The sequence below is a fragment of the Cupriavidus sp. 05L411 genome (genome assembly GCF_056398045.1).
The window spans coordinates 13,351-33,421 of record NZ_JBFTOQ010000028.1; the positions used below are offsets into that span (position 1 = coordinate 13,351).

Here is a 20,071-nt window from a genome sequence, read left to right on the forward strand (position 1 = left end):
CGAAGAGGCTCATCGGCTCGAGCCGCCAAGGCCTCAGTCCGCGCCCGGTCGCGCCATGCCCCGCTCGATGGTGACCCGGTCGAACTCCGGCGCCGATTTCACGATCGAGCGCTCGAATGCCTCGGCATGCTGCTGCAGGCGCTGCAGGGTCGCAGGTTCGCTCGAGGCCTTGTCGAACTTCTCTCCCGGGTCCCGGCCCAGGTTGTACAGCGTTGGCTTGGCCATCCTGGCTTGCAGGCCGCCCTCCGGATTGCGGCCGCTGACGTCGTAGAAGTTCACCTTCCACTCGCCCTCGCGCCAGGCCTGCAGGCGGCCGCGGTAAAAGTAGGGAAGCACCTGGCGCGGGCTCGGCGCCTGCCCGTGCAGCGTCTTGCTCAGGTCGCTGCCGTCAACGACCGTGTCGGGCAGCCTGGCCTTGGCCAGCGCAGCGAAGGTGGGCAGGAAATCGTAGGTCGCACCGATGCCGTCCACCACCGCAGGACGGATGGTGCCCGGCCACCAAAACAGCGCCGGAACACGCGCGCCGCCTTCGTAAGTCGATCCCTTGCCGTCGCGCAACATGCCGGCTGATCCCACGAGCTCTTCATAAAGGATCCAGGGACCGTTGTCGCTGACGAACACGACCAGCGTATTGCTGGCATCGGGGCTGCGCCGCACGGCATCCAGTACCCGCCCCACGCTGTAGTCGAGTTCCGCGATGGCGTCTCCCACCGGGCCGCCCTTGCTGCTGCCTACGAACTCGGGTGCCGGCATATGGGGCAGGTGGGGTTTCTCGTAGCCCACCCAGGCCAGGTAGGGTTGATCGCGCTTGCTGCCGATGAAGTCAACCACCTTGTCGGTCAGCCGCTTGTTGAAGCTGGGCTGGTCCACCGGACGCTCGACCACCTGATCACGGTAGTCCACCCGGCCGTTGGTCTCCACCCGTTCGCTAGCGATCAGCGGCGAGTTCCAGTACGCGTTCTTCGGATTGCGGAAGGCTGCGACCGCCTGCCGGTAGTACAAGGCGAACAGCTCCTTTGGCGACTCGCCCTTCGCGAAGCGCTGGCGTAGTTCCTTGATACTAACGCCGCCGGGAATCCCGGCGAAGTACGCATCGTTCGACATCGGCATGCCCCACCAGGAATCGAAACCGTGCCGCGTCGGGTAGGCGCGCGGGGCATCGCCCAGGTGCCATTTGCCGAACAGGGCGGTGGCGTAGCCGGCATCGTGCAGCAGGCTGGCGACGGTCACCTCGCGATCGGGAAAGCCATAGGAATCGTCTTCGACCTGTACGCTGTTGAGGGCGCCATACAGGCCGGAACGGGTCTCTACCCGCCCCGTCAGCATGGCGCCGCGGCTGGGCGAACAGACCGGCGAACTGACGTAGAAGTTGGTCCAGCGCTGGCCTTCCGCCGCCATTCGGTCCAGGTTGGGCGTGCTGAACGCCGGATGGCCGTAGCTGCCGAGATCTCCCCAACCAAGGTCGTCCGCGATCAGCAGGATGATGTTGGGGCGGCTGTGTGGGTTAGTGTGCCGGCCGGTATCGGGTGCCGCCTGCACTTGGGACAACGGCACGGCGAGTGCCAGGGCTGCCAGTAGCATCCTGCGCGGACGCATCGCGCCGCTCCCAGGCGCCGTCGCATGGGGGCCCGACAGTGCCATGCCTGCGCGCCCTGTCATCCTGTTCCGGATCGTGATGCAAGCCTCTTGCATTGTCTTTTCTCCTATCTCTTCGAGGTGAATCTTGCGTCGTTGCGGCTCGCGTCCTGCTTCCCTGCCGGCGATACGATCGCGCCGTCCGCATAGTCGATCGCTGCCGGCTTGAATCCGATGCGCATCGCATTGACATGCAGGATCTCTCCCGGCCTGAGCGGAATGGTCTCGCCGCCATAGACAGACCAGTTGGGTGGGACGGGACGCATGTCGCCGATCTTGGCAAAGCCCTTACCGAACAGCTCGCCGGCCAGGCGCTCGTAGTCCCAGCTCTGCACCACGTGGCTGGCGCCCGTGGATGGCCCAGCGGGCCGCTCGATCCAGTAGCCGATGGAGGCCCCCGGCGTGGCGCAGGCGATCTGCACGCCATCGCCCTCCTTGCGCACTTCAGGAATCGCGGTCGCGGGTGGTTCGCTGCCGCCCTGCCACATGTGCCTCAGCATCTCTCGCTCGGGAATGCCGCCCATGTCGCCGACCTTGGCCGTCCACGCCTTGAAGGCATGCCGGAGCTCTTCGATCTTGTCCCGGTACTTCGGGTCATCCGCCAGGTTGTGCTGCTCCCAAGGATCTTGTTCGGCGTCGTAGAGTTCTTCCACCGGCTTGGTCTTGAACCACGCGGCGGCCGCAGGCTCGAGCTTGCCCTCGGTATTGAGCGCCAGAAGCTCGCGCATCATCGGCAGCATCAGGCGGAATTTCAGGTTCTGGTAGTACGGCTTGTCCGGCATGTAGTTGTACAGGTAGCGGTAGCGCGCGTCGCGCACCATGCGGACCCGGTCGTACTCGGTATCCATGCGGTCGCGCGCCGCAAAGACGTACTGCCGCGGCGCACCTGCCCGCTGCTCGCCCAGGAAGGACTGGCCCTGCATATAGGCGGGAATCGGCACGCCCGCCAGGGACAGCACGGTCGGCGCGAGGTCGACCCCGCTCACCAGCTCGTCGCTGCGGCCGCCTGCGCGCATCGCGCCGGGAAAGCGCACGATGAGCGGCACGTGCGTACCCCGCTCCAGGATCTCGCGCTTCATCCATGGCAGGTTGCCGCCGTTGTCGGCGAAGAAGAAGATGACCGTGTTGTCGTAGAGGTCGTCATCCTTGAGCATCCGGATCAACTCGCCGACCTGCCGGTCCATCAGCTCGATATTTGTGTACATGCGGGCGACGTCGCCGCGCACGGTCGCGGTATCGGGATAGATCGGCGGCACGGCGACGTTGGCGGGATCCGCGAGCAGCGGGTCCTTGCGCAAGGCCACCATGGACTCGTGGGTCAGGAAGAAATTGAAGACGGAGAAAAAAGGCTTGCCCTTCGGGCGGTTGCGGAAGGACGCAGCCGGACCGTTCTCGTCCCAGACAGTCACCGGCGCTTCGAACTGGTAATCCTGCTTCTGGTTGTTGGTGGTGTAGTACCCCGCCTTGCGCAGGTATTCCGGGAAGGCCTTGACCGGCTCCGGCAGCACCACCGAATAGATCGGCGGAATGCCGGGGGGCTTCGACTTGGCGCCGTCGCCGGCGCTCGAGAGCTCTCCACTGAGGGTGCGCATGTGGTGTGCGCCCACCGAGGTCGGGTACATCCCGGTGATCATGGCGGCGCGTGCTGGTGCGCATACGCCAGCGGCCTGGTAGGCGTGGGTGTAGAGCACGCCTTCCCTGGCCAGTTGGTCGATGTTCGGCGTTCTGGCCTGGCGGTCGCCATAGGCGCCGATGAAGGTGGTGATGTCCTCGACCGTGATCCAGAGGATATTCGGCTTGTCTTGATGGGCTTGCGCATGGAGCAGGCCCGCCTGCAAGGCGAGCAGCAGCGCGGCGGCGCGCCGCATCCAGCGCTGCGGACCTGTCGATGCTGCGCCCGAGGACATCATGCTGTTTCTGGCATTCACTTTCATGCTTCTTTCTCACCCCTGATACGTTGCTATCCCTTCCGATCCATTCTGCCCACAAGGCCCGCTTTACTGCCGCCGTCGGCCGGTGCATCGGCCGACGGCTTGCGCTTCTGCTGCGCCTGCCACCTATCCACGTCCATCACCAGGCGGAAGCCCAGGTGCGACATGCCGGTGTAGGGATCCGCCCCGCGCCTCGCGCTCGGGCGGTAACTCAGACAATAGTCTTGGTTGCAGAGGAAGGAGCCGCCCCGGATCACGCGTCTGGGCGCGCGCTCGGGTACACCGGGCTCCGAGGGATCCCAGCTGTCGGCCGGCCCTTGCGGGTCGGTGTCTTCGCCGCCACTGCCCGCGACACGCCGGAACTGGTCGGCACGGTACCAGTCGGTCACCCATTGCCAGGCATTCCCGGTCATGTCGTACAGCCCGTAGCCGTTGGCGGGGAAGGTGCCGGCCGGGCTCGTGCCCAGCGCGCCCCCCGCCTTGGGGCTGACCACCGGGAACGGCCGCGCCTGCTGCCCCTGCCAGACGTTGGCCATCTGCCTGCCGCCAGGCGCGAACTGGTCGCCCCAGGCATACGTGGCCTGCTCCAGGCCGCCGCGCGCGGCGAGCTCCCATTCGGCCTCGGTCGGTAATCGCTTGCCAACCCACTTGGCATAGGCCTGTGCGTCTGCATAGGACACCTGCACGACGGGATGGTCATCCTTGCCGTCGATGGAACTGCCCGGGCCCTGCGGATGGCGCCAGTCCGCGCCGGCGACAAAGCGCCACCAGCGTGAGTAATCCTGCAAGGGCACCGGCCGGTCGGTGCCGACGAAGACCATGGCGCCCGGCACCAGTGCGCTGTCGGGCGGGCGCGGCGTACCCAGCGGCACTTGCACCTTGATCGTTTCCCAATCCGGCTTCTGTTCCGCGGTAGTGACATAGCCGGTGGCCGCCACGAAGGCGCGGAACTCGGCATTGGTCACGTGGTGCCGGTCGATCCAGAATCCGTGCACGCGCACCTTGTGCGCCGGACGCTCATTGGGCTGTGCGAGTTGGTGGTCGCTGCCCATCAGGAAGGAGCCGCCAGGAATCCAGGCCATGTCCTGCGGGCCTTTGATGCCATCACCGACGATGATCCGATGCGCCGAAGGCACGGCGGAATGACCACCCGCTCTCACGCAACCGATCGCGACAACGCCGATTGCCACCGGCGTGACGATTATCGCCGCGATCCAGAGTGAAGCACGACGCAACGGCCGCTTCGCGCTTTCCGGAGTGCGTGCTACACCCGCGATCCCTGCGGTACGCAATCCGCTATGCTCTCTGGCATTCTTCATACTAGTCTCCACTGGCCAGCCGAGATAGCGGCCATGATGCGGCTTCACGAAATTAGAACTTGTGACGGATGCCAGCCGCAATGCCCGTCTGGCTGTTCGCTCCCTCGGCAAGGAAAGCACCGTTTGCGAACCCGATTGCCGGGGAATCAAGGTTCAGTCCGGAATTCCTCGCGTAGCCAACTGTCAGATATATGTCGGTACGTTTAGAAAGCGCGTAGTCGGCGATGAAGTTCAATTGCCACGGGTTCACCGGATTGACATCAGGCTGTGCGGAGTTGGTCTTCAACGTCTTGCGATCGTCGTAGTAGTAACCCAACGTCAGTGTCACGGCAGGCGTGGCGCTGAAATTGACGCCGGCCCACCAGAAATCGTCACGCACCAAGGTGCGGCCCGTAGCGTCCTTGTTTTGTCCCCAGCGATAGCCGGCCATCCACTTTGTCCGGCCCAGCTCATAGCTTGCGGCCAGAGCCAGCTTCTTTGACGTGCCAGTGCTTCCCGGCGTGAACGCAGGATTCCATTGATCATAGGTGGCGGCGAGGCCAAGGCCTGCTCCCAGGTACATCAGGCCAGCACCGTAGGCGGTATTGTCCTTGGCATGCCCGGGTGTTTCCCCTGCGCCTTGCCCGGCAACGGGAGTCAGGCCGAATCTGCTCAGTCCTGCCCCAAAGCTGTAGTGCGCTTTCGCCGTGAGCGGCCCTGCAACTGCGGTGTACTTCACGGCATTGTCCAGCCCTCCGCCACTGGCCGTTCCGCCAAGCAAAGCAACCGAGGGCTCGAACAAGGGGGCGAACTTGGCCGGCATGAAATTTCCCAGCGTTTCATACATGCTGGTGTTCTGCCGGCCGAGCGTGATCTCGCCAAGTCGATTGCTTTGCAGGCCAACGTACGCCTGCCTTCCGAACATGGTTCCTGCTCGCGACACTTGTCCCGTGTCGGCCCCAAAGCCGCTCTCGAGGACAAACAACGCCTTGAGGCCTGTACCCAAATCTTCTACGCCACGTATCCCCCAACGTGAGCCCGACATGCCGCCGGCCGTTTCCAGGGAGAACTTGTTGCCCCCGGGCTGTCGGGTTACAGCCCCAGTGACAGGGTTGATCACTGGCGCAATCTGCGCCTGGTGGTTGACATACTCGACCGGCACGTCGATGACGCCATATATTGTCACGCTCGATTGGGCATAGGCCATGCCCGTGCTGCCGATAGCGAGCGTCAACGCGGCACCACTCGCAAAGTAGATCTTTCCTTTCACAATTCTCCTCCATCTTCTTCTTGTTTATCGTCCTTATGCAACCGCGGGACCCATACTTCGAGTCGTGCAGGGCGTAGTCTTCCCTTCACTTCGGATTCCGGCACGCAACTCGCCGCACAAGCAGCTCAGCTAGCTTCGATATCCCGCGTCGCTCCGATCCAGCATGCGAAGGAGCGCAGGCCAGACAAAGGCGGAACCGAGCCCGCCGGTCTGGACTCGGATCGCATTCGATACGTCCCTGACAATATCTGCGGATACATATGTCAGTTCGCCCCCTGTCTGCGCAGCGATCTGAATCTGGCATGCGGATTCCAGGACGTACATACTCATGAATGCGTCGGCCACCGTCCCGCCGACCGTCAGCAGTCCGTGGTTACGCAGAATCAGGTGGTTGGCGTGACCCAAGTCCGTCTGCAGGCGCGGCTTCTCGGCCTCGTGCATGGCGACGCCTTCGTAGTCGTGGTAGCCAAGCGAACCGAGGATGAAGGTGGACTGCTGGCTGAGCGGCAGCAGGCCGGCCTTCTGCGCGCTCACGGCCACGCCGCAGCGCGTGTGGGTGTGCAGCACGCATCGGGCATCCTCGCGCGCTTCATGCACGGCGCTATGAATGACAAAGCCCGCCGGGTTGACCGGGTAGGGCGATTCGAGGACCTTGTTGCAACGGGCGTCGATCTTCAGCAGATTCGAAGCCGTGATCTCCTCGAACATCAGCCCATAGGGATTGATCAGGAAGTGGTCTTCCTGCCCAGGCACGCGTGCGCTGATGTGGGTGAAGACCAGGTCGGACCAGCCGTGCCGCGCAACCAGCCGATAGCAAGCGGCGAGGTCGACGCGCAACTGCCATTCCTCGGGACTAATGCACTCCTGAATGCTTGCGCAAGGGGTAGATGTCATGGTTTGTCTCCTATCAGAAATCAGGACGAAGCAATCTTGGGGTCGGGGAGCAGCGGGTCCGCCGGGAACGCGAGCCCCTCCCCCCCACGACGGAGGAACCCGTGGCGCCATACTCGGGGGGCGCTGTCACTCGGAACGCTTGCTCAAGGCAGCACGCCATGCCGGGCCATGCGCCCCATCGCTGGCAATGCACGCTTCAGCGTCCGAAGTCTTGGCCTTTCAGACTGGCATCCGCGTGCAAGACAAGCTCCCCTGCGGAATGCCCGAGTGCCAGGCGGTACCGGCCGGGGTCGATGCGCCAGCACGCCTGCGCAGCCTGAAAGCGCGCGAGCAGGCGCGGATCGGCGCGCACGCTGACGCGGCACGACTCGCCGGGCCGGAGGCTGACACGCTGGAATCCGAGCAGGCGCGTGCGACATTCGCCGGCCGCTTCGGTCAGGTACACCTGCGGGACATCGGCGCCCGTGCGCGTCCCCGTATTGGTCACGGTGAAGCTCGCGGTGACGGTCTCGTCCACGCTAACCTGTAGGTCAGCGTAGGCGAAGCTGGTGTAGCTCAGGCCATGGCCGAAGCTGAAGAGAGGTCGCTGGTCCGTCTTGGCGAACCAGCGGTAGCCGACTTCGGCGCCCTCGTGGTAGCGGACCTGGATGGGGGTGCCCAGTTCGACTTCGGCCCCGGGCAATGCCGGATGCGGTGTCTGCTCGAGGCTGGCGGGGAACGTGACAGGCAGGCGGCCGGACGGATTGACTTCACCCGCCAGCATTTCGGCAATGGCCTGCGCCCCAGCCTGGCCGGGAAACCAGGCCTGCACGATGGCGCGTACCTTGCCGTGCCAGGGCATCGCCACGGGATTGCCGGTCTGCAGAACCACGATAACGTTGGGGTGAGCGCTGGCAAGGGCATCAATCAAGGCATCCTGGCCGAATGGCAGCGTCATGTCCGGGCTGTCGAAGCGCTCCCCCTCGTGGCGGATGGCATGCACGATCACCACGTCGGCTCGCTGCGCCAAAGCGAGCGCGCCGGCGATATGGGCCCCGCTGTCGAACTCGACCAGCGTATTCGGCAATCGCTTGCGCAGTTCCGACAATGGTGAGGGCCCGAACAAGCGCAGGGTGGTGGGTCCCAGCAAGGGATGGCTGCTCGATGGCACTTGTGCGGCGTACCCGCCCGGCGGCATGACCTGGCTCGAGCCGTCGCCGGACAGCACGCCGGTCTGCGCATAACCTCCGATAACGGCGATGCGCTGTTTGCCCGGCGCCAGCGGCAGCGCCTGCGCCTCGTTTTTCAGGAGCACGATGCCTTGACGGGCCGCTTCCAGGGCCACGGCGTGGTGCGCGGTGAAGTCGACCGGCGCGGCAGGAGAGTGCCGGTCGATGCCGACCGCATAGTAGGAGCGAAGCATGCGCCGTACCATCTCGCTGATGCGCGCCTTTGGCACCTTGCCTTTCGCATAGGCTTGCCGGAGCGGCCCGGTGAACCACTCCTGCGCGTCCAGCTGCGCGCCCGAGTGCTGATCGAGACCATGCAAGGCGAATTCCCACCCGTAGACAGCCAGCCAGTCTGACATTACCCAGCCCTTGAAGCCCATCGCGTCCTTTACCGTCTCCTGCAGGATGGTGCGGCTGCCGCAGGCGTACACGCCATTGATGAGGTTGTAGGCCCCCATCAGCGCACCGGGCTCGCTCTTTTCGATGGCGATCTGAAAGGCCAGTAGATCGCTCTCCCGATGCGCGGCAGGATCAATGATGGCGTCCAGGAAGAACTTGTTCGTTTCGGTGGCATTGAGCGAGACATGCTTGAGCACGGCGATCACACCCTGCTCCTGCGTACCGCAGACCATCGCTGCTCCCATCAGGCCGGAAAGCAGAGGGTCCTCGGAGATGTACTCGAAGTTCCTGCCATTTCGCACGTCGCGCACCAGATTGATGCCGCCGCCCAGCGCGACGTTGAAATCGCGCGCACGTGCTTCCTTGCCGATGAGACTGCCGACCACTCGGACCAGCTCCGGATTGAAGCTCGCGCCAAATGCGAGGCCAGCGGGAAAGGCGGTGGCAACGTCATCCGGGCCGCCCGTGTGGCGCAGCCCGAGGCTGGCGTCCGCCAGCCTCAGCGCCGGGATGTCGAGACGCGGCACGCCGCGCGTATAGCCAGCGATGACAGGTAGCTCGGGCGGCACGCGTGGCTCGCGCGTGGACCTGCCGAATACTCGCACCATCAGGCTATATAGCATTGAGAACCGCTCATCATCCGTCATGCGCGCTTCGGTGTCGCGGGCGCGCTGGTCGGGATCCTCATGCGTGGCGGCGCGCGAATCTGCTGACAGGACAGGCGGTAGGGAATCCATGGTGGAGTGGAGACGGTCAGGCATCAGGTGTAACCTTGCTTGCAGTTGCTGCGTCGGTGGCGACGGAGGGGTTGCGGCCTGGAACGCGCCGGCAACGGTGAAATCAGATGGATGTGCCGGAGGCCGTCCGGCGTTGGCGCAGATCACTCAGGATTCCGCGGTGTGCGCCGGGCGAGATCGGGTAGAAGAAGGCGAACAGTACGCCGATGGCTAGCAGCACCATGGGCCCCTGCCACAGCATCGCCCACATCCCATCGATCGCCGCTTGCGCCTGAGCTTGGTTCGCAATGAACCCGACCGCGCCGAGCGAGTGGCCGACACCGCCGACCGCGATGGCTAGCGCTCCTTTCTGCGCGAAGGCAATCACGCCGAAGATCGTTCCTTCGCCACGGATGCCGGTGCGCCATTCGCCGTACTCCACGGTATCGGGAATCATGGCCCACATCGCGAGCAAAGTTGCGGCGCTGGCGAAGCCGATCACGCCGAGCAGGAGCAGGAAGACGCTGACGCTCGGCGTGCCCAGCCCGCCCAGGAGGGCATAGGTGCCGATGCCCAGGCAGCCGCCGGTCAGAGCGACCAGCCGCTTCGAGGTGCGCCGCATGACCCATGCCCAGAACGGGATCGCGATGAACACCTGGAGCGCGACGACCCCGAGCGCTAACCCGATCAGATCCTCCCTGTGCAATGCGTACTTCAGCACATAGGGAAGTGTCTTGGACAGGAACGTGCCCGCGGCAGACAGCGCCACCCCCATGCCGCAAACCAGCAGGAAGGCACGATTGCGCAGCACGACGGCCAGCGCGTCCCGCACCGAAGGAGCATGCGCATCGGGCTGGACCCGTTCCCGGGTGGAAAAGAACGTGAGAAGGAACACCGGAAGCGAGACCACGGCATAGAGGGTCATCACCACCAGGAAGCCCTGCTTCTCGTCCGCCGGGCCGAAGATGTGCACCAACTTCAGTGTGGACAGCGCCACGACGAGGCCGGCGGTGCTTGCACAGACCATCCGGTAGGCTGCAAGACTTCCCCGCTCCCGACTGTCGTTCGTCAGGGTTGCCATCAGCGCGTTATAGGGCATCGACAGCACGGTATAGGTGGTCCTGAACAGCATGTGCGTCCCCATTACGAAGGCCAGCAGGCCGGTTCCCATTGCCCCGGTGGGAAAAAACATCGCGACAAAGCTGGCGGCAAGTGGCACGCAGCCGAACAGCAGGTAAGGCCGATAGCGGCCCCAGCGGGTGCGCGTGCGGTTGGCGATGTAGCCAGCCACCGGGTCGCAGAGGGCATCCCACAACATGGCCCCTCCGAATATCCAGCCGGCGGTGGCGGGAGAGAGCCCGACGACGTCGGTGTAGTAGTACAGGAGATACATCGTGGTCGCCTGCCAGTACAGGTTGAAGGCGAAATCACCGATGCCGAAGCCAATTTTGGTCCGCAGCGGAAGCCTTCCATCCTGTTCCTGAATGAGCGCCGAAGGCGCTGACGCCGTTTGCGACCCGACGGCGTCCAGATTTGCTGCTGTCATCGAACTAGCTCCACCAACACGAAAATGTTCGCGAACGCCGCATTGCGCTCAACGCAATCGGACCGGCCGAATGGTCGTCAAGGCCACCTCTCGATCACGTTCGGCCCCAAAAACTCACCATGTGGATAATTTACCAAGCGCACTATGTGGGCGTCAAGGACGACGCGGCGCTCCCGTCTCAGTACAATCCCTGAACCGGCGGACGCGGTCAGCGGCTAAGGATGCCAAGGCGTTGTCAGGAGGTCGCAGATAGCGTTGCACGTGAACGCTCCCACGACGCGTTCACGATGCAGCTTCGCCGGCGTGATCAGACCATTCGGGGCACCCTACTGAGGAAATTGGAGATGCGGGTTGTCAGGCAGGCACAGCAAGGACGAAGTGAAAAGACTCGCGCCGAGATACTTGGCATTGCACTGGAGCAGTTCTCGACGCGTGGGTTCGACGCGGTGAGTCTGCGCGAGATCGCGGAAATGGCGGGTGTCAATCACGCCATGATTCGTTACTACTTCGGCGGCAAGGAGAGCCTCTGGCGCGAAAGCGTGACCTATTTGTTCGACCGGTTCGCGCAAGAAATCGCGCCACCACTTCGTGGCGCACAGGGATACTCCCCGGAAGCAACGAAGGAGTACATCCGCAACTATGTCCGCTATTGCGCGCGCCACCCGGAACACGCCCGCCTGATGATGCAGGAAGCGAACCGAGACTCCGAACGCTTGAAGTGGATGGCAGAAGCATTCATCCGGCCGCGCCATGACCTGACCGTCCCCCTGATCCAGGATGTTCGCATGCTGACCGAGGGGCTCGAGCAGATCGATCCCGTGATGCTACTGTATATGGTCACTGCTATCGCCCAAGTTCCCTATCTGCTCACTGCAGAAATGAAGTACGCGCATGGAATCCATGCGATGCGTGAGAACGCGATCGAGGCCCATTGCGAGGCCGTATTGGCGTTCATCTTCCGGTAGCGCTCCGCGCCACATCCCTTGGGCGGGCAATCGCACACAGAGATGGCTTTCCTAACGTTAGCACCGTGACGGTCCGCGCAAGCGCACCGCTAGCGAAGCCAGCGCGGCTCTAGCGCGGGGGGAGCCTTCCCACCAATGCCCGGCCGGATGGCTTCCCGATGCCAGCCTCGCCCACATCTCCAGACATGCCCGACGCGGCCTCGTTGGCCGCCTTGCGTGCTTGGTACGCCGGTACTCCGCCGCGCCAGGCGGTTGAGCGCTATTGGGCTCTGTCGCTGTAAGGGAGCGAGGACGAGAAGACGCCCGAGCGCACAACTAACTTAGAGACCATTTCAAAAAGACCCCGAAGGGGGCTGTTAACTTCCTCGGCTAACTGTTTAACCCGCCTGTCTGAAGAAGGCCCGATCCCTCAAGCCCCCTTAGATATCCCCGCCCGCGCCTGCTACTTCACTCCTGAGGCGAAGCGATGCACCGATGCGCTTGAAAGGTTCGGGCGGCATCCAGCTTGGATGGCTGTTTGCCATGATGAAGTCAAGCTCCCTGCTCCGCAGGCCGTTCATGTAGTCGCCCATGAAGTGGCCGAGATACGTGCCCTTGACGACGCCAACACCGTTGCAGCCCACAGTGCTGAAGAAGTTGTCTCCATCTTTGCGGAACACGGAGTGATGGTTGAGCGTCATGCTGATGAGCCCGCCCCACGTGTATTCGAAGTGCTTTCCGGCAATGGTGGGAAAGCGCGCCTCGAATGACCGGCGGTGCTTCGCCCATGCGGCCTGCAGGCCGGTGTCGCTGCTACGCAGCGAAGGCAGAAGGTGAAACGTGTTGCGCACAAAGATGCGCCCGTCAGGCGTGTAGCGGACGGTGGTGCCGGCCGGGTGCGCCGATGTGGTTCCCCAGGGCCGTACCCCGCTGAAATGGGCTGCGACTTCGCTGTCGGATAACGGTTCGGTCAGGCTCGCATAGGTGAAGAGTGAAGCCAGCCGGTCCCCGACGCGGCCAAATGCTCCGCTGAAACTGCCGACGGTTAGCGCCAGCATGTCAGCACGCAAGGTGCCGCCCAGGAACCTTAGGGTATGGACGGGCCCGTAGTCGCATGCCACTACCGGGCTCGCCGTGAATAGCGTAACTGAGTCCGGCAGCGTCGCAGCGAGACCGCGAACCAAGGCCGCAGGATTTACCAGCACGTTACCGGGCGTATAGACCGCCGCCTTGTAATAGCCGGTGCCGAGCCGCCGGGAGAGTACCTGTCCTTCCACAACTTCATATTCAAAGCCAGCGGCCTTCAGGGAATCGGCAAAGCACTCGAGCCTGGCAAGGTTGCCTTCCTCGTGCGCCGACATGTATTTCCCCGCGTCGTGCCAACCGCAATCTATGCGGTATCGTTCTTTCAGGCCGCGCAACTGGCTAATGGCGAAATTGTTCAGCGCGAACAGCTGGCGCTGGTATTCGACGTTCGGCTGTCCACCATCCACGTTGTGCGGAACATCGATCAGAAAGCCGGCGTTTCGGCCCGAAGTGCCCTGGCCGATATCGAGTGCATCGATGAGGGCGATCCTTGCCTGCGGGCGGATCTCCGCCAGCCGGCGTGCCAGCGAGAGGCCGGTGAAGCCGGCCCCTACGATGGCGACATCGAAATGCTGTTCCCCCTTGAGGCGCGCGCCGAGACGGGAATGACGGGAAGGTAACGATTCATACCAGCCGAGATCACCGTCGATGGCCGGTCGTTTGTGTATGGCTTGCATTGATAAGTTGGCTGCCCGGGAAGAGCAGCCGCCATTCTATACACATAGTGAGCCTGGCATGGCGATTAGCAGGGGGAATCAGGGTTGGCCGGTCACGGCCGTCTGGTCCTATTCTCCTATGCGCCCTGGGATGTCAGGCCTTTTTCGATCTGCAAAATCAGCACCCTGGCCGACGCCTGTGCCACCACTCACAGCGGCCCGGGAAGTGCCTTCAGGCCAATCCAGAGCACCCCAATGACGACATTGACCGGTACGCTGAGCACACCGGAAACGTAGAAGAGCGCTGACAGGCCAGGCGCGCACAGCTGGAAGCTTCTCGGACGCCACCATCCTCATGCACAGCGCCCCACTTGCCCTGAGCATTTTTGACCCGATCGTAGGCGCGGATGGGATTCTATGACTAGCAAGTACGCTGGTCGCACCAGCGTCCCAATTGGACAAGGTCAAGCGATTGCTGGGCACAGCAAGCGGTAGGCCCTCTTATCATCGAGCGGCCCTGCCCAGCCTCCCCAGCCATTTGTCGGGGGGACTATTTTTCCCCTCGGACAATCCCTCCATTTGCGGGATACCGAAACTGCTGCAATGCAACATACTTGCCAACGGCGACTTGACTGACCCCGTGTTGCCATTCCTCGAGGGTGTGGGCGCCAACCCTGCCGCCTACACCCCTTTTTCTACCGGCTTCCCGTTAAATCCCCCGAGGGAAACCAGCGTTACTGCGTCGATGCCTTGATGTTGGTGCGCGTGCCGCGCTTGATCAGCTCTCCGGCTACGAGCCTTCCTGGGGACGCCTTGTCTGACCCGGGAGTCACTAGCGTGGCGAGGACGGACCGCAAAAAATCCATCTCTTTATATTGCTCAGTACGCGCAAAAAAGACTACCCGCTTCACTAATGCCGCGATGTGAAAGAAACGCAACTAGTGAGCGGGCAAACCTAGACGTGCGGGGATATTGCCGCGTCGCTGACGCCAAGAAACAGCTTTGGCAGCAACTCCTCAAGCCAAGGAATTTCAACTCGGCAAACGGATTCCGGTATTCGTGCTCACGCCTCTGGAATCAGAAATTTGTCGCGATTCTTCCCCAGCCACGCCGGTGCACGACCACGTCCGGTCCAAGTGGCGCCGGTCTTCGGGTCCATGTACTTTGGCGGCAGCGAGGTTTTCTCTTTTGCCGGAGCCTTAGCCTGATCGCTAGCTGCTGGGCGCCCACGGCGTCGTTTCGGAGCCAAGTCCTCAACGGTTAGTTCGTACTCCGCCATCAAACCCTGGATCTTCGCGATAACTCCAGCGACCTCGCTTTGACGAACCTCAGCGAGCTGGGTTTCGAGCTTTTCTTTTTCTGCCAGCAATTGTTTGTAGGTAGCCATGTCGGTCTCCATCAATTAAGATCAGTTCGATATCCTACAACACAACACCGAACTTTCATCAACTCCTTGCTTGTATTCCACCGGCCAATATTAAGCCAGAATTCTGGCGAGTGAATTCAGAACAAGCAGCCAACAAGGGCCTCGCTGTGACCGTGGCACTGGGAGAATCTGGCCAGGCGAACATCCAACTAGCTGAATGAAGGGTGTTTCAGAAGAGCGACGAAATCGCGGCTCCCCTCTCCTTGTGCCACCAAGTCCGCCCCCGCATTCTGCAGTGCCCCCACCTGTCAATCTCCGGGAGGGCCATCGGGCTCGATGGCTCCCCCGGCGGCTACAATACTGTGAGGGCGCAGGGCCTGTGCGCCGAGAATGTGAGTGGAGAAGTAAATGGCGACAGCTCGAGCTGGCACCAAAGGGGAGGCACTAAGACTCCTTGGGACAGAAGGCGTGACGGTGGTGGAACTGGACTATGAGGCTGGCTGGCAAGATGCGATTGAACTTGGTCGGCTCGGCCAGAAGGCAGGGATACGCGTGGAATATCGCGGGCAAGAGAACGTCGCAGTCAAATCTCCAACGGCATTGGTTGCCGGCCTAATGCGGCCAAAAGCGACCTTCCGGCAGCGAAACCTCTATTGCCAGTTTGAGTTGAGCGAACTGCCGACAGCCGCGCTGGAGAGCTTGGAGGCGAAGGCGTCCAAACTGGGTGACTATATCCTTGCCGGGCGTTTGATGCGGGAAGTGGAGGCGGTATGGGAAGATTAAATACGTTTCCCCCTGGCACCCTGCCACCGGACTTGACACCTTAGTGCAGAAAAAGCCTGGGCGTACAAGCCGCCCCAAAAAAGTGCAATGTGCCGTGTAACCGTGGTCAGGCCATAACCTTGAGGCCTCTGATTTCGTTATGCTGCTACTTCGAGTGCAGGCAAGCAGACGACGTGCGCTCAACTCAAGGACGGGTGTCCCAAGCGGTCAATGTTGCACCGGTGCGTTCCCAACGCGCACGTTACGAAGCGCCTTATGCGAAGCACTAGACATTCGACAAGACAGTACTCAACTACCCGGCCTCCGCACAGCACTCTACGGATTCCCGCGGTCAACTTGGAACAGCGCATGGGCGGGACGATGCTGGCGCAACAGTCGTTCGGAAAGCACATTATCCACATTGCCCTCGACATTCGCTTGTAGTCACCGCTCACCGGCTCGTTTGCCGCGGCATGAGCGCGCTCGCTACTAGATCGGTCGGCGGGGTGCCTACTCGGATAGGTCGTCCAACTCATAGCTGGTACTGCGCCCGCCTGCATCCGATTTCCGCAAGACGCCACGTGCGAGCAGATCAGTGATGTCACGCAGCGCGGTGTCCGGGGAGCATTTGGCGATCGCCGCCCACTTGGAGCTGGTGAGCTTGCCTTCGAAGCCATCGAGCAGTCGGTTGAGCAGCTTCACTTGCCGCTCGTTCAGTGGCGTGGTCGCCCAGCGCTGCCAGAACCGCGCCTTGACCAGCACAGCATCAAGGGTGTTCTGCGCCTGATCGAGGGCGCGATGCAGCGTATCGAGGAACCAGGCCAGCCACTCGGTGACATCCATCGACCGCTTCTGGGTCCGCTCCAGGATATCGTAGTAGGCCTTGCGCTCCCGCTGGATCTGCGCCGACAGGCTGTAGAAACGCTGTGGGCTACCATCGGCACGCGCCAGCAACAGGTCGCCGATCGTCCGGGCTATACGGCCGTTGCCGTCGTCAAACGGATGCAAGGTGACGAGCCACAAATGGCCGAGGCCTGCCTTGAGCAGAGGAGGATCGTTCGATGCACCATTGACCCAGTCGAGAAATCGGCTTGTTTCAGCTTCCAGGTGATTGGCTGGCGGCGCTTCGAAATGCACACGTTGCCGGCCGATGGGGCCGGACACCACCTGCATCGGACCGCTGGTGTCGTCACGCCAGCCACCGACCTTGATCCGCGCAAGGCCAGAGCAGCCGGTGGGGAACAGTGCGGCATGCCAGCCAAACAATCGCTCCCGAGTGACCGGTGCATGGCAATTGGCGGTCGCGTCGAGCACCATTTCAACCACGCCTTCGACGTGACGATCGACAGGGGCCAGTGCGCCAATATCCACACCCAGGCGACGGGCGATGGACGAACGCACGGATGCGACGCTGAGCTGTTCGCCCTCGATCTCGCTGGTCTTGACCACGTCCTCGGTGAGCGCCGCGAGACTTGCCTGATCGCGTAGAGCCATGCCGACATCAGCCAAGCGCCCCATCAGTAGTCCTTGGGCGCGACTAACCTCGGCCATTGGCCTTGCCAGGGCCGCCAGATCGTAGTGCCAGCTCGGCCACTCACTGGCCTGCCAGATATATGCACAATCTCCGCTTTCCATGCGGAGATTATGAGCCACGTTCTCCGCAGCCGCAAGTTATTCACCGCACATAATACGGTGATAGACCCTGGTATTCACCGCAGGAAGGCAAAGCGGAACGGTCATCTAGCACGGGAACCCAGCTTTGCGTGGGCCGTTTCCACAGTGGCACCAATCTGATGCCGTACCGGCGGATTGGGCGGGCGTCTCGCTCACGCTGAATACCCTTCTGGCCGCCCAATGGCCAAATCGAGGCCGCCTTCTATAACGCAGGAGTTGCAGCCACAAATCCATCGATTCGACTTTCAGGCGGATACCAATGCTTGAAATTGTGTAAATCCTGGCCATTCAGAACGGTACATCTCGCATAGCGTGGATGAAGTGGGCGTCCCCCTGATGCGAAAGCCCCCCGTTCGGCTCTCACTCCGCAGTCCTCCGCTGGGAGGTGCCTCCCTAGCATTCCAGCCAGAACAGCTCAATTCTGCAAGAATTCCAGCACGGTGTCCGTGAACCGTTCGACCTGTTCGAGGTTCGAAAGGTGCGCTGCGTCCAGTTCGGCATAACGTGCGCCCGGAATCGTCTGCGCCAAATACTGGCCGTCGCGCGGCGGCGTGGGGATGTCGCCGGAGCCGGCGATCACCAGCGTCGGGCGGGTAATGCCCGCCACGGTATCGCGCAGATCCGAGTCCCGCACCGCGCGACAGTTGGCGGCGTAGCCGGCGGCATCGGTGGCGGACAACATGGCTTGCAGCAATTGCACCAACGCGGGCTGGCCCGCGGCATAGCCCGGCGTCAGCCATTTGTCGACCACGGCGTCGGCGATCGAACCCACACCGTCGCGTTCCACCGCGGCTGCGCGATTCGTCCAGTTTTCCGGTGGGCCAATATAGGCAGCCGTGTTGCACAGCACAACCTTGTCGAATCGGCCGGCATGGTTCAACGCAAGCCACATGCCCGTGATACCGCCCATCGAGAGGCCGCAGAAATGCGCGCGATCGATCTTCAATGCGTCGAGCAATGCGATCACATCTTCGCCGAGCTGCGGGATCGTGTACGGACCAGGCGTGACGGACGACTGGCCATGGCCGCGCGTGTCGTAGCGCAGCACGCGGAAGTGTTTAGCGAAGGCCTCGATCTGCGGATTCCACATGTCGAGGTTGGTGCCAAGCGAATTGGCCAGAACGAGAACGGGAAGCGTGTCGTCCCCGTCGAGGCGGTAGTGCAGGCGCACGCCGGAAAATTCAGCAAAGGGCATGAACGATAGCAGGTTAAGGGCGCGACGGACAAGGCGCGCGCCGGATTGACGGAACGGCAGTCTTAGTTCTGGGCAATGGCCGAGCCGTGCTGGGCCAGCGCCGTGACGCTGATCTCCATGTACGGATACAGCGGCAGCGACGTCAGCAGCGTATGCAACTCGTCGTTGTCGCGCACATCGAAGATGCTGACGTTGGCGTACTTTCCAGCCACACGCCACAGATGGCGCCACTTGCCTTCCCGCTGCAACTGCTGCGACAGCGCTTTTTCGTTCGCCTTCAGTTTCTCGGCGACTTGCGGATCGAGATCGTGCGGAATGCGGACGGTCATTTCGGCCATGAACAACATAGAGGTCTCCTTTTGCTAGCGGTATTGGGGATATTGGGGTGACCGGTGCCTAACGCCTAGACAGTGGCGACGGGCGTGACGGGCGAACCCATTGCGCCCGGCAACCGCAGCGGCGGCGCGGTGAGGAAAAATCGCGTGCGGCGGTGGCTGCGCAGCCACGTCGCCAACTCGCGCAGGTACCAGAGTTCGCCAAGCGGCAATCCCAGCTTGAACAGGCAATGGTGGTGCAGCGGCAACGCCGGCGCAGCGCCGGCCGCCTCGCGCGCCGGGAATCGTTCGACGGCGTAGTTATCGGCCGCGATGGCGGCGATGCCGGAGTCGGTGATCCATTGCAGCAGCCGTTCGTCGCGGCCATCTAGCGCGGCGCAACTGTTGTGCAAGCGATGAGGGTCGGGTTCGCGCTGCATTTCCAGCACCATCTCGGCAAAGCCGGTGCGCAGTACCAGAATGTCGCCTGATTCGACATCGACCTGGTGGGCCTCCATCAAGCGCATCAGGTCATCGTAGCCAATCGTCCGGAACTCCCGCCCGAAATACTCGGCCAGGTCAACCAACACGCCACGGCCCTGGATGCTGTGCTCGGCCAGGGTCTCGATGCCCAGCGCATTGGCGCGGCTGTGATCATGTCCGCAAGCGTGAGCAGCGAAACCATCGTCCTCGCGGTAGTCGACCGGTCCGACGATGTCAGCATTGGGACGGTAGCCGTTGTAGTAGACGCGCTCCGGCACGCCATCGCCGTCGGCGTCGAACAGGGCGCCGACATGGGCCAGCGAATCCCACTGGGTCGAATATTGGAGCGACAACAACACTTGGTCGTCGCTGAGCACGTCGGTCGCGCGAGGATCCACCTTGGTGAGGGGAAAGTTGACGTACGCGATATCCTCACGGTACGTGGGGCGCAGTACCGGCGGATGTCGCCGGACGTTGAGACCGTTGCCGCCGGGATAGTCCAGCGGCAATGACAGGCAGAAGCGCTGGCCGGTGCGGATTTCGCGCGCCGCGGCGCGGATCCGCTCGGCGGTGAGCAGGTTCAGGCGACCAAGCTGGTCGTCATGGCCGAAGTCGCCCCAGTTGGAGCCTTCCGGCCGATTCTTCCATCGCATGGCTTGCGTTTTCCAGTAGCGGGCTGGGGCGGCATGATGTC

General features: G+C 62.7%; 15 protein-coding genes. 2 read left to right on the plus strand and 13 right to left on the minus strand.

The window, feature by feature from the left end:
• Positions 1-33: 33 nt before the first annotated feature.
• The 7 genes from AC1DQR_RS27370 to AC1DQR_RS27400 all read right to left on the minus strand — a co-directional run bounded on the left by AC1DQR_RS27370 (position 34) and on the right by AC1DQR_RS27400 (position 10,897).
• The gene (locus tag AC1DQR_RS27370) at positions 34-1,596 is read right to left on the minus strand and encodes a sulfatase-like hydrolase/transferase (RefSeq protein ID WP_477134092.1); all 1,563 of its coding nucleotides are present in this window, start codon (positions 1,594-1,596) and stop codon (positions 34-36) included.
• A 107-nt stretch (positions 1,597-1,703) separates the two neighbouring features.
• A complete protein-coding gene (locus tag AC1DQR_RS27375; protein WP_477134093.1) occupies positions 1,704-3,569 on the minus strand; it encodes a sulfatase family protein in 1,866 nt (621 codons plus the stop codon).
• Between the two features lie 26 nt (positions 3,570-3,595).
• On the minus strand, positions 3,596-4,801 hold the full coding sequence (locus tag AC1DQR_RS27380) for a formylglycine-generating enzyme family protein (RefSeq protein WP_477134154.1): 1,206 nt from the start codon (positions 4,799-4,801) through the stop codon (positions 3,596-3,598).
• Positions 4,802-4,937: 136 nt separating this feature from the next.
• Positions 4,938-6,134, minus strand: coding sequence for a porin (locus tag AC1DQR_RS27385; RefSeq protein ID WP_477134094.1), 1,197 nt, complete (start codon positions 6,132-6,134; stop codon positions 4,938-4,940).
• 129 nt (positions 6,135-6,263) lie between these two features.
• The gene (locus AC1DQR_RS27390) at positions 6,264-7,028 is read right to left on the minus strand and encodes a class II aldolase/adducin family protein (protein ID WP_477134095.1); all 765 of its coding nucleotides are present in this window, start codon (positions 7,026-7,028) and stop codon (positions 6,264-6,266) included.
• A 196-nt stretch (positions 7,029-7,224) separates the two neighbouring features.
• A complete protein-coding gene (locus tag AC1DQR_RS27395; protein ID WP_477134096.1) occupies positions 7,225-9,519 on the minus strand; it encodes a beta-glucosidase in 2,295 nt (764 codons plus the stop codon).
• Positions 9,476-10,897: an MFS transporter gene (locus AC1DQR_RS27400; protein ID WP_267601920.1), complete on the minus strand. Its 1,422-nt coding sequence runs from the start codon at positions 10,895-10,897 to the stop codon at positions 9,476-9,478. The genes AC1DQR_RS27395 and AC1DQR_RS27400 overlap by 44 nt, the downstream gene beginning before the upstream one ends.
• A 344-nt stretch (positions 10,898-11,241) precedes the next feature.
• On the opposite strand from AC1DQR_RS27400, the gene AC1DQR_RS27405 reads away from it, so the two are divergent.
• On the plus strand, positions 11,242-11,862 hold the full coding sequence (locus AC1DQR_RS27405; protein ID WP_477134097.1) for a TetR/AcrR family transcriptional regulator: 621 nt from the start codon (positions 11,242-11,244) through the stop codon (positions 11,860-11,862).
• 419 nt (positions 11,863-12,281) lie between these two features.
• On the opposite strand, the gene AC1DQR_RS27410 is transcribed toward AC1DQR_RS27405, so the two are convergent.
• Together AC1DQR_RS27410 and AC1DQR_RS27415 are read right to left on the minus strand one after the other, a co-directional pair.
• A complete protein-coding gene (locus AC1DQR_RS27410; protein ID WP_477134098.1) occupies positions 12,282-13,604 on the minus strand; it encodes an NAD(P)/FAD-dependent oxidoreductase in 1,323 nt (440 codons plus the stop codon).
• Positions 13,605-14,646: 1,042 nt separating this feature from the next.
• Positions 14,647-14,970, minus strand: a complete 324-nt coding sequence (locus tag AC1DQR_RS27415) for an H-NS histone family protein (RefSeq protein WP_416046761.1) — start codon at positions 14,968-14,970, stop codon at positions 14,647-14,649.
• A 387-nt stretch (positions 14,971-15,357) separates the two neighbouring features.
• Here AC1DQR_RS27415 and AC1DQR_RS27420 point away from each other — a divergent pair, with 387 nt between their 5' ends.
• Positions 15,358-15,732, plus strand: coding sequence for a hypothetical protein (locus AC1DQR_RS27420; RefSeq protein ID WP_045237334.1), 375 nt, complete (start codon positions 15,358-15,360; stop codon positions 15,730-15,732).
• A 489-nt stretch (positions 15,733-16,221) separates the two neighbouring features.
• On the opposite strand, the gene AC1DQR_RS27425 is transcribed toward AC1DQR_RS27420, so the two are convergent.
• The 4 genes from AC1DQR_RS27425 to AC1DQR_RS27440 form a co-directional block, all read right to left on the minus strand.
• Positions 16,222-17,346, minus strand: a complete 1,125-nt coding sequence (locus AC1DQR_RS27425) for a Fic family protein (protein ID WP_477134099.1) — start codon at positions 17,344-17,346, stop codon at positions 16,222-16,224.
• Between the two features lie 454 nt (positions 17,347-17,800).
• On the minus strand, positions 17,801-18,580 hold the full coding sequence (pcaD, locus tag AC1DQR_RS27430) for a 3-oxoadipate enol-lactonase (protein ID WP_477134100.1): 780 nt from the start codon (positions 18,578-18,580) through the stop codon (positions 17,801-17,803).
• Between the two features lie 62 nt (positions 18,581-18,642).
• Positions 18,643-18,927, minus strand: coding sequence for a muconolactone Delta-isomerase (catC, locus tag AC1DQR_RS27435; protein WP_006157429.1), 285 nt, complete (start codon positions 18,925-18,927; stop codon positions 18,643-18,645).
• Positions 18,928-18,983: 56 nt separating this feature from the next.
• Complete coding sequence (locus AC1DQR_RS27440; protein ID WP_477134101.1) at positions 18,984-20,030, minus strand: cyclase family protein; 1,047 nt, start codon at positions 20,028-20,030, stop codon at positions 18,984-18,986.
• Positions 20,031-20,071 lie beyond the last annotated feature (41 nt).